The organism is Sporosarcina sp. AD_1 (assembly GCF_057373025.1).
This window is the reverse complement of sequence record NZ_JBPVIR010000019.1, coordinates 1-14,216: the sequence shown is the minus strand read 5'-3', so window position 1 is coordinate 14,216 and position 14,216 is coordinate 1. Positions and strand designations below refer to the sequence as shown.

Here is a 14,216-nt window from a genome sequence, read left to right as displayed (position 1 = left end):
TTTAAGATGTCAATTTTGAATCCGAAGATTCATGTTCGTCTTCTTCCCGACGAGGTCGGGTTCAGACTTTATTTGTTGACGTTTTGCTGTTCAGTTTTCAAGGTTCATGTTTGTCGCTCGTTTGCAGCAACTTTTCTAGTTTAACACTTGTCTTTTGTTAAGTCAAGCATTATTTTAAATTAATTAGTGGAGCGGGTGAAGGGAATCGAACCCTCATCACCAGCTTGGAAGGCTGGGGTTTTACCACTAAACTACACCCGCATATTAAAATGTAAATGGCGCGCCCGACAGGAGTCGAACCCATAACCTTCTGATCCGTAGTCAGACGCTCTATCCAATTGAGCTACGGGCGCATTATTTTTATAGAAAGTATTGGTGCGGTAAAGAGGACTTGAACCTCCACGGGGTTAACCCCCACTAGGCCCTCAACCTAGCGCGTCTGCCATTCCGCCACTACCGCATATTGTTTTTCTGAAGCAAGTTTTATTATACAACTTTCACTTCAAAAGTCAACAACTTTTTTAAGAGAATGGTGAGCCATGCAGGATTCGAACCTGCGACCCTCTGATTAAAAGTCAGATGCTCTACCGACTGAGCTAATGGCTCGTATAGGATGTTGTTAAAGTACGATTGCTTATGTGTTTTCAACTTAAGCTTCGGTATTTCTCGTTGTATTTAAGTTTTTGCTCCAAATACCTTACGGTATTTCTCGCAAATTTTTCAAGCGTTTTACGTTTGAAAAATTGGCTGGGGTAGCTGGATTCGAACCAACGAATGACGGAGTCAAAGTCCGTTGCCTTACCGCTTGGCTATACCCCATAAATGATATGCCGAGCAACTTGCCAGCTCTACTATATTGCAACAACAAGGAGTAATTATACATCATCCACTTGTCAATTGCAAGTACTTTTTTAAAAAGAAAGTGACCCCTACGGGATTCGAACCCGTGTTACCGCCGTGAAAGGGCGGTGTCTTAACCGCTTGACCAAGGGGCCATATTTGTAACGAAAGGCTGTTGCCTTTTTTGTCTTTTAGTTTGTTTCCCAATCGACTTTTTCTATTATAGATACACTTGAGTCATTCGTCAACACTTTTAAGCAACTTTTTTTCGAAACTCTAGAGAAAGCTTATTCTATCGCTTTTTGTTCGTGTAAAACGGGTTGATTATACAGTATTGAAGACATAGCTACATGATTATTCATGAGAAACGAACCAAAAAGCCGGACCTGAATGTCTTGGTCCGGCTGAACTTGGTTACTCCATCTTCTTGATGTATTCAATTTCTCCCCTACATTTGCCGCAACGGTATTTTCGGGTATCCATCTTTCGTTTACGCTTATATTCGAGTTGACATGACTTACATCTATATATGTGGTGAACTGTCTTTTTGGGTTTTATTTCTTCAAGCTGTTTGCAATAGCGGGGAGATCCCGTTTCAGCCAATAGTTTTTTGAAGTCCTTGTCTCCGTGTTTGTATCCCTTTCCTTCTCTATGCAAATGATAATGGCATAGCTCATGTTTAATCACACCGATCAATTCTTCAACGCCATACTTCTGCAATACAACAGGGTTGATTTCGATCGAGCTGTCAGACAACTTATAACGCCCGCCTGTTGTTCTCAATCTTCTATTGAATGAAGCCGCATGGGTGAATGGTTTGTTGAATACTTGGCTCGACACGTCTTCGATGAGTCTCTGTAATTCAATTTCGTTCATCCGTCTCTCCGTTATTTCCCTGCTGGCGGCAGCATGGTCAGCGCTATTCTACCCTTTGCTTTATCAACCGATTCTACCCATACCGTTACAATATCGCCCGAGGCAACCACATCTAATGGATGCTTAACAAATCCTTTTCGCAGTTTGGAAATATGAACAAGGCCATCTTCGGATACGCCAATATCAACAAACGCACCAAAATCGACGACATTTCGAACGGTCCCCTGCATTTCAAGCCCTTCATGGAGATCATCGATATCCAGCACATCCGCCTTGAGAAGTGGCTGCGGATAATCTTCACGCGGATCTCGATTCGGCCGTTGTAATGTTTCGACCACATCCTTTAACGTCACTTCGCCAACTTGCAATTTTTCCGCCAACTGCGATAGAGACAGTGAAGAAAGAGCTTCTACTGCTTCTTTTTGACCGAGCTTGTCCTTGCTGATTCCTGCTTCCTCTAATATCAACTTCGCCAGCTCATAGCTTTCCGGGTGAATACCGGTCGAATCAAAACGATCGGCCGCTTCCGGAATTCGAAGGAATCCAATTGCCTGCTCATAAGTCTTCGCCCCGAGTCTCGGCACTTTTTTCAGCTGCGATCTCTTAGTAAAGCCGCCTTCTTCTTCCCGCTTCTTGACGATATTTTCGGCAACGGACTTTGATAATCCAGCTACATATTGCAAAAGCGACGGGGAGGCCGTATTCACATTGACACCAACCCGGTTTACGGCTGTTTCAACAACAAAGGACAAGGATTCGGAAAGCTTCTTCCTAGCAACATCATGTTGGTACTGTCCTACCCCAATGGATTCTGGATCAATCTTCACTAGCTCCGATAGTGGATCTTGCAGTCTTCTTGCTATTGATACCGCACTTCTTTGCTCGACTTGTAAATCCGGGAACTCTTCCCTCGCCTGGGCAGACGCCGAATAGACACTGGCTCCAGCCTCATTCACAATAACATAAGAAACGGGAGTGGCTGCTTCCTTAATACATTCCGCAATAAAGTGTTCGGTCTCTCTTGATGCTGTACCGTTGCCGATCGCTATGATCGTAACCCCGTATTTTTTAATTAACTCAAGTATCGTCCGCTTGGATTCCTCTTTCTTCGGTTTCGGCGGATGTGGATAGATGACCGATATTTCGAGCACCTTTCCGGTTTCATTGACAACCGCCAGCTTACATCCGGTTCGGAACGCGGGGTCAACTCCGAGGACGATTCTTCCTTTTAGCGGAGGTTGAAGCAAAAGGCTCTTTAAGTTCTCGGAAAACACATGAATGGCTTGTGTTTCCGCCTTTTCCGTTAGTGAGGCCCGAATCTCTCTTTCTACAGAAGGAGCGATCAGCCGTTTAAACGCATCCTCAATCGCCAATTTCACCTGAGCTGCTGCAGGCGAGTGACTCTTCTGAATGCGCGCTTTTTCTAACTCTCCAATGATCCGCTCGGCCGGGAACGACACAGATACACGCAGTATTTCTTCCTTCTCCCCGCGATTCAACGCGAGCACTCGGTGTGGAACTATCTTTTTCAACGGTTCCTCGTATTCGTAATAAATACTGTACACGCCTCGTTCGTCATCAGCATCTTTCTTTAACACGGATGTCATGCTTCCATCCGACCAAGCGAGCTTCCTCACTTTATCACGAAGGGCCGCATCATCCGCAATTCGCTCTGCGATAATATCTCTGGCTCCCGCGAGCGCTTCCTCAGCGGTCGGAATTTCTTTTTCAACGTCAATATACAGCGCAGCTAATTTCTCAGGAATCTCCGATGAAAACGAAAGCAATGCATCCGCCAATGGTTCTAGCCCTTTTTCAATCGCCACCATCGCCCGCGTCCGACGTTTTTGCTTGTATGGCCGGTACAAATCTTCCACACGCTGCAAAACAGTCGCTTTCTCAATTTCATTTTTCAAGTCGTCCCTCAACTTGCCTTGTTCCTCGATCAACCGGATAACTTCTTCTTTACGTTGATCCAAGCTCTTTTCATAATGATACGCTTCTTCTATTGTTTTAATTTGAACTTCATCCAACGAACCGGTCGCTTCTTTTCGGTAGCGCGCAATGAAGGGAACTGTATTTCCAGATTCCAATAATTCTATAACACTGGCCGTCTGCCGTGAGTTAATTCCCGCACGCTTGGCCGCCTTTTCGATAATTGCAGTTGACATGTCAATCACCCTTTCTTACATAAATGATACCAGAATCAGTTTATCCCTGCTTAGTTCGCCATCGCTTTTGAGATTACCTTCCATGTGAGTGAGATTAGAATTGCGGTTATAGGTACGGGGCATTGGGAAGATAGAAGGAATTTACAGCTGGACATCAACGGTTTAAAGAAACCCAGTTTACAAGGTGGATGGAAGATAAAATATTCGAGAGATTTGAAACCACTTTCTCGCATGTTCTTCTGCTAACAAGCATTCCTAGAATATATGAGCGCACTCTCCTACTACTTACGAGTACTTCCTAGACTATACGAGCACTCTTTTGCTACTTACGAGTACTGCAACAAACATCAAACGAACCTCATGCAATAAAGTACCTCTTTGCTCCAAAAAAGCAACAAAAAAACTGCAGCACCGGATTACCGTTTCTGCAGTTCATTATCTTCTATTATTACTTCGGTTCAGCAATCAGAGCGAAGCAGGTCGCCAGCGATGAAAGTGGCGTCATCGCCGATACCGTCTGTTGCTTTTCTAACTCGCTCATACAGTTCGTAGGCATTGACGCTTTCCTGCATGCTGGCTTTTGGGCTTTTCATGACGATGCCGTCCGAATGAAGGAAGAACATGTCCCCATTCTGGTATTCGTATTTTTGGGTTTTCATCTTTTGCGGGCGGCCGGATAGATAGCCCATTACCGGCAACGGGTAGATCATCTTTTGGCCGTTATGTAAAATATACAATCGAACATTGCCTACGCAACTATATTCGATTGTACATTCTCTAAAATATACTTTGACAATTGCAACCGCAGCCCCGCGTTTTTGCACCATGTATTCATTGCAGCGGTTCAGCAATTCGTCCAGGGATTCGTGGTGATATTGCTCTAGCACACGGGGAATCACAGCGGCCGATTGGCGGGCAACGACACCATTGCCGAGCCCGTCCGCAATAGCACAAATGAAATAATCCTCTTCCGAATGGATGAAGTAGGTATCTCCCGATTCGGTATTGCCATGCTTGGCCGAATTATAAATATAGGCTTCCACATATTCGTTCTTAAAGGTTTCCACTATGAAGCACCACCAGCTGATAATATTGCTTCCTGAAGTTTTTTGATCGCTTTTCGCTGCAACCTTGAAACATGCATTTGGGAAATGCCGAGCCGTTCACCCGCCTCTTTCTGGCTAAGTTGTTCGATATATGTATACTGGATGATCTGCTTTTCCCGCTCCGACAAGACACTCAGTGCGTTTGCGACGACCAGACGATGATCCGTTTTTTCAAATTCTTCGTCCGGTTCTCCAATGATATCGAACAGGGTGACCGTTCCGCCTTCTGAATCCGCTTCGAGCGTATGATCCATCGAAAGCGCTTGATAGCTTCTTCCCATCTCCATCGCTTCCAACACAAGTTCCTCGTCCGTTTCCAAGTAGTCAGCAATTTCACTGACGAGCGGCGATCGTTGCAACTCCGTCGTCAACGCTTCTGCCGCGGCTTTGATTTTCGGTCCGAGTTCCTTGATTCGGCGAGGAACATGGACGGCCCACGTCTTGTCCCGGAGGAACCGCTTGATTTCCCCAACGATGGTCGGAACTGCAAATGCTTCGAAACTGCGACCGAGTTCCGGGTCATATCGGCGAATGGCTCCGAGGAGGCCGAGCATGCCGACTTGGACAATATCTTCATGATACGGTTTGCCGTTGGAATATTTACGTGCAATGGAATGGACGAGACGTTCGTAGTGCAATACTAGATTTGTTTGCGCCTCTTCGTCATTGTTATCTTGGAAATTCCGGATCCATTCCAATACTTGTTCCTTCGTATCTGGCTTATGAGCTGGCTGTTCGTTTGACATTTTCTTCGCCCCGCTCTCCGCCGAGATATTTAGTCATAAAGACAGTCACGCCCTCCTCATGATGTAATTTCACTTCATCCATGAGCGTTTCCATCAAGTAAAGGCCCAAACCGCCTTCTCGTAAAAACTCGACTTCGGCGGATTCGTCGTATGGCCCAATGTGCTTCTTCGTCTCTTCGAAATCAAAGCTTCCGCCATGATCTGCAATCATGATTTCCAGCCGATCTTCGAAAAGAGCACATCCGACGACAACCTCTCCTTCTTCATCCTGATAAGCGTGCTGCACTGCATTGGTAATTGCTTCGCTGGACGCAATCTTTAAATCTTCGATGTCGTCATATGTAAATCCTAGACGGCTTGCAATCCCAGAAATCATTAACCGGGCAACGCCGACGTATTGCGCCTTCGCAGGTATCTTAATTTCGATATAATCATATGGTTGCATCGTGATCCTCACTTTCCTTCTTCTCGATGTCAATGATTTCACTCAGGCCTGTAATTTCAAATAGCCGGCTCAAGCGTCGATTCAAACCTGTGATTTTCACATGGCCGCCATTTGCTTTAACAGCTTTATAGAATCCGACAAATACACCGAGTCCAGTACTATCCATATAATCCACATCAGACAGATCCAATTCCGCCTGCAGGTTCGGTGTTCCTTCCACGGTTGCCAAACGTTCACGGAGTATCGGCGCGGTAAACGCATCAATCTCTCCAATGACTTTAAAATATTGAATACTATCTTGTTCCAACAATTCAACTTGTAAGTTCATTTTCGCACCCCGAATCTTTAATTTCTGCAACATATAGTACTAACTATGTAAATACCCAATCTGCAGATACCTTAAACCTCTTCTGGATTTTTTTTAAAAATGACAATGGTAAAATCATCGCCTAATCGATAATCCTGAAGACCGGCAAGTTCGTTGTACAGGTGTTCCGCCATCTTTTGGGCGGATTGGTCCCTTACATCCTTCAGCAGTTGTTGGATTTCACCGATTTCGATGAAACCTTCCTCCGTACGTGTTTCAGTCACTCCGTCTGTCATCATCGCTATAAAGTCGCCCTCTTGCATTTCCACAGCATGTTCTTCATACACAACATCTGTTTTAATTCCAAGGAGCAATCCTTTTGCATCCAATTCCTTGAACGTCCCACTTGCAGCGTGATAATAAAGTGCCGGTTCATGGCCTGCGGATGAATAGGAGAATGTAGATGAAAGGGCGTCATATTTTCCATAGAACATAGAGATAAACATGGAGTTGTCCACGCTTTTTTCTACGATCCGGTTAATGACATCGAGTACCGCACGCGGATCGGTATCTCCTTGTTCCAGCCCGTCCATCCCGAATTTGATCATGGACATGCAAAGGGCGGCAGGGATCCCTTTGCCCATCACGTCCGCAACCGCAACACTTGCGACATGCTGATTTTCATTGAGGAAGTAGACATAATCGCCGTTCATCTGGTGGGCAGGTTGAGAGACCCATCCAACGTCCAGTCCCTTTACATTCGGTGTCGTCGTCTTCAGCAACGTGCCCTGCACTTGCGTTGCGACATTCATTTCCATCTGCATGACTTCCTGTTTACGAATGAGGCTCTGATGTTCCCGCAATGTGAGCCCGTAGTGAATCATCATCTCAATGAGGAAGTCCATGGAATCCCATACTTCTTCTCGTAAGTCCGGCAGCAGTTCAAGCAGTGCTGTTTTGTGGATACTTATAACATCTTCCGGCGCTATTTGCTTCTCGATGAACCGCCTGCTGAATTGCTGCCCGACGTATAAATCCTCTTCACTTTGACTGTCGATATATTTCTTTAATATTTCTTTGTACTGCCGACCGACTTCCCGAGGCATCCTTCATCCTCCTATCTTAATGGAGCCATTTCTTTGCGGTAATAGTTGTACCGACGCCCGGTTCAGAAACGACTTTGAAATCGTCCATCAACCTCTTAACGCCCGGCATGCCTGCGCCTAATCCTCCTGAAGTGGAATAGCCGTCTTCCATTACCTTCCGAAGATCGCTGATGCCGGGTCCTTCATCCGAGGCGATGATTTTTATTCCGAATACTCCATCCTCGCTAATTCTTTCAATTTCAATTTTACCTTTGCCGGCATACAGGTAGATATTCCTCGCCAACTCACTAATTGCTGTCGTTATACGGGCCTGGTCAACAGTGCCGAAACCGGTCTTTTTTGCTTCATTCCGGCCCATTTGCCGTGCAGCAACAATATCCCACTCCGTGTATATATCTACAGAAGACCGATAACTCATGGTCAGGCCTCCAATTCTTTATAAAGTTTGTCCAACCCGTTTTCCAAGTCAAGCGCTGTCATGACATTTTCCATACGGATTCCTAGTTCAATCAATGTAATGGCAACAGCGGGTTGGATACCGGTTATCACAACTTTTGCTCCCATCAGTCCTGTCATATTGATTACGTCGCCCAGCACTTTTGCAATGAATGAATCGATGAAGTCAATGGGCGTCAAGTCGATGACAACTCCCAGCGCAGACGTTTCATGCATCTTCGTCAGCAAATCTTCTTGAAATTGAATCGCTGTCTGATCATCCAATTCCCATTGGATTGACACGATGAGAACGTCATTCAACTTTAATATTGGAATTCGGGTTTTCATTCCCCATGCACCTCCACAATTTCTCGGTTTGTCATTGCCAATGCTGCTTGCATCCCTTTTTGCAACGTACTCTTCGTTGTGAAATCATGTAAGTTAATTCCCAAGGCTACAATCGTCTGAGCTATTTCCGGTCGAATGCCGACAAGCATGCATTTTGCTCCGACCAACCGAACCGCGTCCGCCGCTTGGATGATATGATGGGCCACCATAGTGTCGACGACCGGCACACCTGTAATATCGAGAAGGACAACCTCAGCGCGTTGGCTGACGACCCCTTCCAATAGGTTTTCCATAATCAATTTAGCCCGTTCCGTATCGATGGTGCCGACGAGCGGCATAACTGATATTTTGTCGAATACTGGAATAAGGGAAGCTGATAATTCTTGTAATGCGATCTTTTGCAAACTGACAGTCCGTTCCCATTCCGTCGAATAAGCGTCGATGATACTTTCTCTAAGCGGGCTGATCCAGATTGTGAATGCCTCGATAAACCGGCGCAAATTGGCTTCATTTATAATTCCTTTTTCTTCTAATAAACCAAAAACAACAAAAGAGAAATTGTCGATTGCCTTATTGACAAATTTAATCGACCAGCCAAACCGGACAACCTTTTCAGTAAACTCATTGATCTTATCGCTATCAACAGAGTTAATTTCCATTATATTAGAAGTCATCAATTCGGCAAATTCCCGGCTTGTCTTTTCTACTAGATGTTCGGGCATGAAGTGGAAAAAGCGCTCTCCTTTCTCCTCTTTCATCCTAGCGATCCAGCGCTCGATGATTTCGTCCATGTGTTCATTAATACTTTCTACCATGAGTTTGTTCATGACTCCCTAAATGCCTCCTCGTCAAATATCGTAGTATTTCAAGCATTGCTGCCCAGAACGTCCGATTTTTAAAGAAAACCAAATAAGCTCCTTATAAGCCCATGATTACGGGTCATTAAGGTGCCAGTCATGCGACCATCGCAATCAAATTGGCGCTCTTTACAGTATGATAGCCTTTCCTGCCGCTGGTTGTCTGTTTGTTTCCAGCAACGACTGCTATAACTGTTGCTCCTTATTCCAATTTTAATAGAGCAGGTATTTCTTACACACATGCGCAGATTCATTCATTTCCTATACCCATTGTAACGAAAATTGGCGAATGAAACATCTTTTACGCAAATAAATTAAAAATAATCCAATTTGAGCCGATAAAGCGGGGGGCAAATTGGATTTTTGTTTTCGGCGCTGCGCCGATTCTATGTAGGTAATAGCCCGCTCTTAACAAGCATACCAATTTGTTGTAAAAAATAAAATGGCATTAGTGGACCTTCTACGGCAAAGTCCAATAATGCCATTTTGATATGTATGCTAAAATTTGATCAACCCGAAGCTGACTTCGAGTGCTTCATCCACTCTTTCCATCAATTGCTCATCCAAGTGGGTGATTTTGTCTGTGAGCCTAGACTTGTCGATTGTGCGAACTTGTTCGAGCAGGATGACCGAATCCCGCTCGAATCCATACCGTTCTGCATCGATTTCAACATGTGTCGGCAATTTTGCTTTTTGGATTTGCGCAGTGATTGCCGCAACAATCACCGTCGGACTAAACCGGTTGCCTATATCATTTTGAATGACTAGAACCGGTCTCGTACCGCCCTGTTCGGAACCAACGACAGGCGACAGGTCTGCAAAAAAGACGTCTCCACGTTTTATTGCCAAATTTTCATCCTCCGCTAACGAGACGTTCCATCGTATGCTGGGCCTCGAGCTCTGCATGCAAGCATTCTTTTGCAATTTTCAAGTTGATTTGCGACATTTCAACGTACCCTTTCATCATCACTTCGCGGATCGTCTCCGCTTCGTAATCGGTAACGTAGCGTTTTGTCGAAACATATACGAATTCTTCACGCTCCGGCTCCTGATGGACGACCGTATGTTCAATTTCGTTTAACATCTTCTTAGGAATTTTCACGATAACTTCCTTGATGTTCTTTTTCTCTCGCAATACTAGCACCTCCGACAGACCCCGTTCCCTCGATCGATTCTATTCTACTTCATCTTACCATTGAACTTCGACAATGAGAAGACATAGAAGGTATTTTATTGACAAGAATCTTCATAATGAAGTGGAGTTTGTCGAAAGTACGTATAAAATGATCATACCCATTTCCGTCTCAATATATTCTCGGTACCCGCTTGGAAATCGAAACCATAACTTCATAAGGAATGGTGCCAAGCGCTTCCGCCCACTCCTCAAACAGGATTTCTTCTTCACCCTGTCTGCCGATGAGGGTCACTTTTTCACCAACCGGGAGCTCGCGAGGCAGTCTGACCATGCACTGATCCATGCAAATTGTGCCAACAATCGGCATGCGTTCACCTTGAATCAATACTTCCTGCCCGCGCAGGCCACGGCGCAGACCATCCGCATAACCAACCGGAATCGTGCCGATCCATTCATCTTCGGAAGTCTCGTACGTTCCACCATAACTGATCCGGTTTCCTTTTGGCAGCAGCTTCACATAGGCTAGTTCCGTTTCAATCGACATCGCCCGTTCCAGCTGGAATGGAAGTTTCGTGCTAGTGTATGGGGACGGAGCCACTCCATACAAACTGATGCCAAACCGAACAGCATCAAGTGCCAAATCCGGGTACAGCAAAGTGGCCGCACTATTAGATGCATGAACGAGTCTTGGTTTCATCGGCATCGTTCCAACAATGGCCATGAACGCCTCGAACTGCTCCTCTGTCCTGCAAGAATCTGGTTCGTCCGCGCAAGCAAAATGGGTGAAGATGCCATCGATTTCTAATTGGCCACTTCTCTCCACTTCTTCCAGAAGCGCTTGGAGCTCTTCTTTACTTCGCAGGCCGATTCGGCCCATTCCGCTATCCACCTTAATGTGGATTTTCAGCTCGTTCTGACTTTCTTGAAGAATTTCTGCAGCCTTCGCAATCCAGCCCGCATCAGAAACAGTGACCGTAATATTATCATCCAGTGCCCTGGCAGCGAACGATGCAGGAGATGGCCCCATGACTAGAATATCTTCACGGATTCCGCCGTCCCGGAGGCGCACTGCTTCATCAGGCGTTGCAACCGCCACCATGATAGCCCCCGCCTCAATAGCGGCACGAGCCGTTTCAACCTCACCATGGCCATAGCCGTCAGCTTTCACGACGGCTATGACCTCGGTGTTATTTTTTAAATACGCTTTCAAATTCTGCACATTCCGTTTAATCGCTTCAAGTTTGACAGCGGCTACGGTTGGGCGATAATTGGCTTCCTTCACGATGATCCCTCTTTTGTTGTAGTGTTTGAAACCATTATCCCCGTTGCGCCGCTGTCTCGTCAAATCAATTTCAGAGTAGCAGAACACATTATGGGTATTCCTTTATTTTACATTATCTGTCGCCATAGAGGAAGCTACTTCAATAAGTTCTTCTTTCGACAATGTGTTCGATGCAACGAAGAAGGCCACCCCGTTCTGCTCCCAGCGAATGGATGTGTCAGTCAATGCAGCCACCGCGAATCCTAAATCGACCGGATCTCCTTCGATGGAGACTGGCATTTGATTGTCAGGCGCTTTGGCAGGCTCCTGGACAACAACAAACTCTCTCTTGCCACCGCCATACGTCAAGAAGAATCGAGTTCCATCGTCAGTCGAAGCAGTTTGTTCACTCAACAGTGTTGTATCTTCCCAATTCAAGTTCGGGTAGTACGTTTGCTGATCTTTTTGATCTGTACTTTCATCAGCTTTCGGTTTTTCCGTTCCCTTGTCTTCCTTATCCACTGCGAAATCCGACGGGCGATGCTCGATGCCTAATGTAATTTTGGAGAACGTAATACGAATCTTTTCTTCTTTATTGGCATCCATGACGGAGACATGTTTTGGCAGCAGCGTCTTTTTATCAATATGAATTTCCTGGGTCGGCAACACTTTTTTGTGGTTGTTACGTGTCGCCGTCTCGAAAACATAAGTCTTATCCTTTTCTGTCATTTTCGCTTCCTTATCCGCTTTAATATCATCGGAGAGGGAGCCGATCAAATACCCCATACTATTCTGCGTCGGCCAATCACTTTGGAACTTATACGTTTTTCCAAGAGACGGCGTGACAACAAAAACTCCTTCTTCATTGCGGACGATCATCTGGGAATCCTGTGTTCCGCCTTGCGTGACACTGACCTTGTAGAAATCAGGCTTCGTATGCCAAACCGTTACATCATACAACCGCGGCTCCGCACCTGTTTTAATTTCCATTGTCGCCTGCAACTCATACCCCTTCGAGTCATTCCATTTTCCGCTGAGCTTCTTCATAACATCTTCTTTTGAGGGAGATCCACATGCTGCAAGAAGAACCATGACCATAACCAACATTAAAGCAACTATACGGGTGCGCATACTGTTCATCCTTTCTCATTTCAATCAGGTAGGTCATCTTATGAGGGTGGACGAACAATTATGCGAGCTTGGCTCATTCATTTTTATTTTGATGAAAAAAAGCTGTACGGGCGTCTTAGTTAACCTTGCAAAATGACTTGGGCTGCGGCTACGGTTTTCGTATGGGTGATGGAAACAAAGCCATTTGCCAGCCGTCCTTGAAAATAAATTACCGGCTTCCCGCCCGGCTCCGAAAGAATTTCAATATCTTGAAAACTACACCCATGCCCGATACCCGTTCCATTCGCTTTGGCATATGCCTCCTTTGCGGCAAACCGCCCCGCCAAAAATTCGATGCGCCGGTTGCCTCGCAGCTCGCTGTATCTCGCAAGCTCCCGCTTCGCCAACACACGTTCCCGAAACTTAGCCGATCGCTCATCCGCTTCCGCAATCCGAGCAAGCTCTACTATATCCAGACCGATACCAGTAATCATCCAGAGTCTCTCCCCTTTTCAATATGTAATTACAAACGGTATAATGTATCCTAAGATTGAGGTGAAATCATGTTCATACGCAGAGAAAATTTTTCTCAATATATTCGATTATATCCGGTCGTTTCGTTTTTGATCGCATTGAATATCGTTATCTATATTGTAACGTCTTTCAATGGCCGACTGTATCTCCTAGGCATCGGATTTAATTATGGTATTGCAAACGGGGAATGGTGGCGCCTCGTAACGCCGATGTTCCTACATGGCGGGATTACGCATTTGCTGTTCAATATGTTTTCGCTGTTCATTTTCGGTCCCGAATTGGAACGCATTGCAGGCAAAGCCCGTTTCATCACCATATATTTGCTATCTGGCATTTTCGGCAACATTGCGGCGTTCTTTCTCCAAGATCTCGACTATTCCCATGTCGGAGCGAGCGGCGCAATTTTCGGCATCCTGGGTGCATTCGGCGCGCTTGTCTATTATACAAAAAACGTACTGCCCCAATTACGCCAGATCATATTGCCAATGATCATAATTAGTGTCGTCATGACCTTCGTGCAACCAAACATCGACATCATCGGCCATATCACCGGCCTCATCGTCGGCTTCATCATCGGACTCGGCTACTTCCATCCGAAGCGAATCGTCCGCTGGCGATAACCATCTGCCACCTGCTGCATACAGGCAGGTGGTTTTTTTGTGTTTGCGGGGAAGTGCTACGAGGAAGATACGAGCGGTGGTTGACTACTTTCAAGTGCTTGCTGGATTATACGAGCGGTTCGCGAGCTACTTACGTGCGCTTGCAGAATTATACGAGTGGTTTGCGAGCATTTACGAGCGGTTGCTGACTTATACGAGTGGTTCGCGAGAGTATACGAGCGGTTGCTGCATTATACGAGTGGTTCCCGAGAGTATACGAGCGGTTGCTGCATTATTCGAGTGGTTCCCGAGAGTATACGAGCGGTCGCCGACTTATACG

The 14,216-nt window shown here is 45.7% G+C and carries 17 protein-coding genes and 6 tRNA genes; 2 read left to right on the top strand and 21 right to left on the bottom strand.

From position 1 onward, the window contains the following. Nucleotides 1-187: 187 nt before the first annotated feature. The 21 genes from ACSW3C_RS20020 to acpS form a co-directional block, all read right to left on the bottom strand. Nucleotides 188-261, bottom strand: a tRNA-Gly gene (locus ACSW3C_RS20020). Nucleotides 262-276: 15 nt separating this feature from the next. Beyond that, nucleotides 277-353 (bottom strand) — tRNA-Arg (locus tag ACSW3C_RS20015). Nucleotides 354-373: 20 nt separating this feature from the next. Continuing rightward, nucleotides 374-460 (bottom strand) — tRNA-Leu (locus ACSW3C_RS20010). A gap of 70 nt (nucleotides 461-530) precedes the next feature. Continuing rightward, nucleotides 531-606: transfer RNA gene (locus tag ACSW3C_RS20005), tRNA-Lys, on the bottom strand. Nucleotides 607-744: 138 nt separating this feature from the next. Then, nucleotides 745-819, bottom strand: a tRNA-Gln gene (locus ACSW3C_RS20000). A gap of 104 nt (nucleotides 820-923) precedes the next feature. Beyond that, nucleotides 924-995: transfer RNA gene (locus ACSW3C_RS19995), tRNA-Glu, on the bottom strand. A 259-nt stretch (nucleotides 996-1,254) separates the two neighbouring features. Continuing rightward, nucleotides 1,255-1,716 carry a SprT family protein gene (locus ACSW3C_RS19990; protein ID WP_486564854.1) on the bottom strand — a complete coding sequence of 154 codons (462 nt, stop codon included), beginning with the start codon at nucleotides 1,714-1,716 and terminating at the stop codon, nucleotides 1,255-1,257. Nucleotides 1,717-1,727: 11 nt separating this feature from the next. Next, entirely contained in the window at nucleotides 1,728-3,887 is a 2,160-nt protein-coding gene (locus tag ACSW3C_RS19985; protein WP_486564853.1) for a Tex family protein, read from the bottom strand. 458 nt (nucleotides 3,888-4,345) lie between these two features. Next, complete coding sequence (locus ACSW3C_RS19980; RefSeq protein ID WP_238079184.1) at nucleotides 4,346-4,954, bottom strand: PP2C family serine/threonine-protein phosphatase; 609 nt, start codon at nucleotides 4,952-4,954, stop codon at nucleotides 4,346-4,348. Continuing rightward, nucleotides 4,954-5,739: an RNA polymerase sigma factor SigB gene (gene sigB, locus ACSW3C_RS19975; protein WP_248509811.1), complete on the bottom strand. Its 786-nt coding sequence runs from the start codon at nucleotides 5,737-5,739 to the stop codon at nucleotides 4,954-4,956. Before sigB ends, ACSW3C_RS19980 begins: the two co-directional genes overlap by 1 nt. After that, nucleotides 5,714-6,184: an anti-sigma B factor RsbW gene (gene rsbW / locus ACSW3C_RS19970; RefSeq protein WP_486564851.1), complete on the bottom strand. Its 471-nt coding sequence runs from the start codon at nucleotides 6,182-6,184 to the stop codon at nucleotides 5,714-5,716. Before rsbW ends, sigB begins: the two co-directional genes overlap by 26 nt. After that, nucleotides 6,171-6,512 carry an anti-sigma factor antagonist gene (locus ACSW3C_RS19965; protein WP_238079187.1) on the bottom strand — a complete coding sequence of 114 codons (342 nt, stop codon included), beginning with the start codon at nucleotides 6,510-6,512 and terminating at the stop codon, nucleotides 6,171-6,173. The genes rsbW and ACSW3C_RS19965 overlap by 14 nt, the downstream gene beginning before the upstream one ends. A 71-nt stretch (nucleotides 6,513-6,583) precedes the next feature. Then, nucleotides 6,584-7,597 (bottom strand): PP2C family protein-serine/threonine phosphatase, encoded by a 1,014-nt coding sequence (locus ACSW3C_RS19960; RefSeq protein ID WP_486564850.1) that lies wholly within the window; start codon nucleotides 7,595-7,597, stop codon nucleotides 6,584-6,586. 16 nt (nucleotides 7,598-7,613) lie between these two features. After that, nucleotides 7,614-8,015, bottom strand: coding sequence for an anti-sigma regulatory factor (locus ACSW3C_RS19955; protein WP_486564848.1), 402 nt, complete (start codon nucleotides 8,013-8,015; stop codon nucleotides 7,614-7,616). A 2-nt stretch (nucleotides 8,016-8,017) separates the two neighbouring features. Then, the gene (locus ACSW3C_RS19950; protein WP_184212248.1) at nucleotides 8,018-8,380 is read right to left on the bottom strand and encodes an STAS domain-containing protein; all 363 of its coding nucleotides are present in this window, start codon (nucleotides 8,378-8,380) and stop codon (nucleotides 8,018-8,020) included. Further along, nucleotides 8,377-9,207 carry an RsbT co-antagonist protein RsbRA gene (locus ACSW3C_RS19945; RefSeq protein WP_486564847.1) on the bottom strand — a complete coding sequence of 277 codons (831 nt, stop codon included), beginning with the start codon at nucleotides 9,205-9,207 and terminating at the stop codon, nucleotides 8,377-8,379. Before ACSW3C_RS19945 ends, ACSW3C_RS19950 begins: the two co-directional genes overlap by 4 nt. 528 nt (nucleotides 9,208-9,735) lie before the next feature. After that, entirely contained in the window at nucleotides 9,736-10,086 is a 351-nt protein-coding gene (locus ACSW3C_RS19940) for a type II toxin-antitoxin system PemK/MazF family toxin (RefSeq protein ID WP_207958896.1), read from the bottom strand. Between the two features lie 4 nt (nucleotides 10,087-10,090). Further along, on the bottom strand, nucleotides 10,091-10,381 hold the full coding sequence (locus tag ACSW3C_RS19935; RefSeq protein ID WP_238079191.1) for a transcriptional regulator: 291 nt from the start codon (nucleotides 10,379-10,381) through the stop codon (nucleotides 10,091-10,093). A gap of 160 nt (nucleotides 10,382-10,541) precedes the next feature. Further along, the gene (gene alr / locus ACSW3C_RS19930) at nucleotides 10,542-11,654 is read right to left on the bottom strand and encodes an alanine racemase (RefSeq protein WP_486564845.1); all 1,113 of its coding nucleotides are present in this window, start codon (nucleotides 11,652-11,654) and stop codon (nucleotides 10,542-10,544) included. A gap of 102 nt (nucleotides 11,655-11,756) precedes the next feature. After that, the gene (locus tag ACSW3C_RS19925) at nucleotides 11,757-12,764 is read right to left on the bottom strand and encodes a LolA family protein (RefSeq protein ID WP_486564844.1); all 1,008 of its coding nucleotides are present in this window, start codon (nucleotides 12,762-12,764) and stop codon (nucleotides 11,757-11,759) included. 119 nt (nucleotides 12,765-12,883) lie between these two features. Continuing rightward, complete coding sequence (gene acpS, locus ACSW3C_RS19920; RefSeq protein WP_486564843.1) at nucleotides 12,884-13,237, bottom strand: holo-ACP synthase; 354 nt, start codon at nucleotides 13,235-13,237, stop codon at nucleotides 12,884-12,886. A gap of 69 nt (nucleotides 13,238-13,306) precedes the next feature. On the opposite strand from acpS, the gene ACSW3C_RS19915 reads away from it, so the two are divergent. Beyond that, nucleotides 13,307-13,897: a rhomboid family intramembrane serine protease gene (locus tag ACSW3C_RS19915; protein WP_486564841.1), complete on the top strand. Its 591-nt coding sequence runs from the start codon at nucleotides 13,307-13,309 to the stop codon at nucleotides 13,895-13,897. Nucleotides 13,898-13,973: 76 nt separating this feature from the next. After that, nucleotides 13,974-14,216 (top strand): hypothetical protein (locus ACSW3C_RS19910; RefSeq protein ID WP_486564840.1); only part of this gene is annotated, 243 nt, incomplete at its 3' end.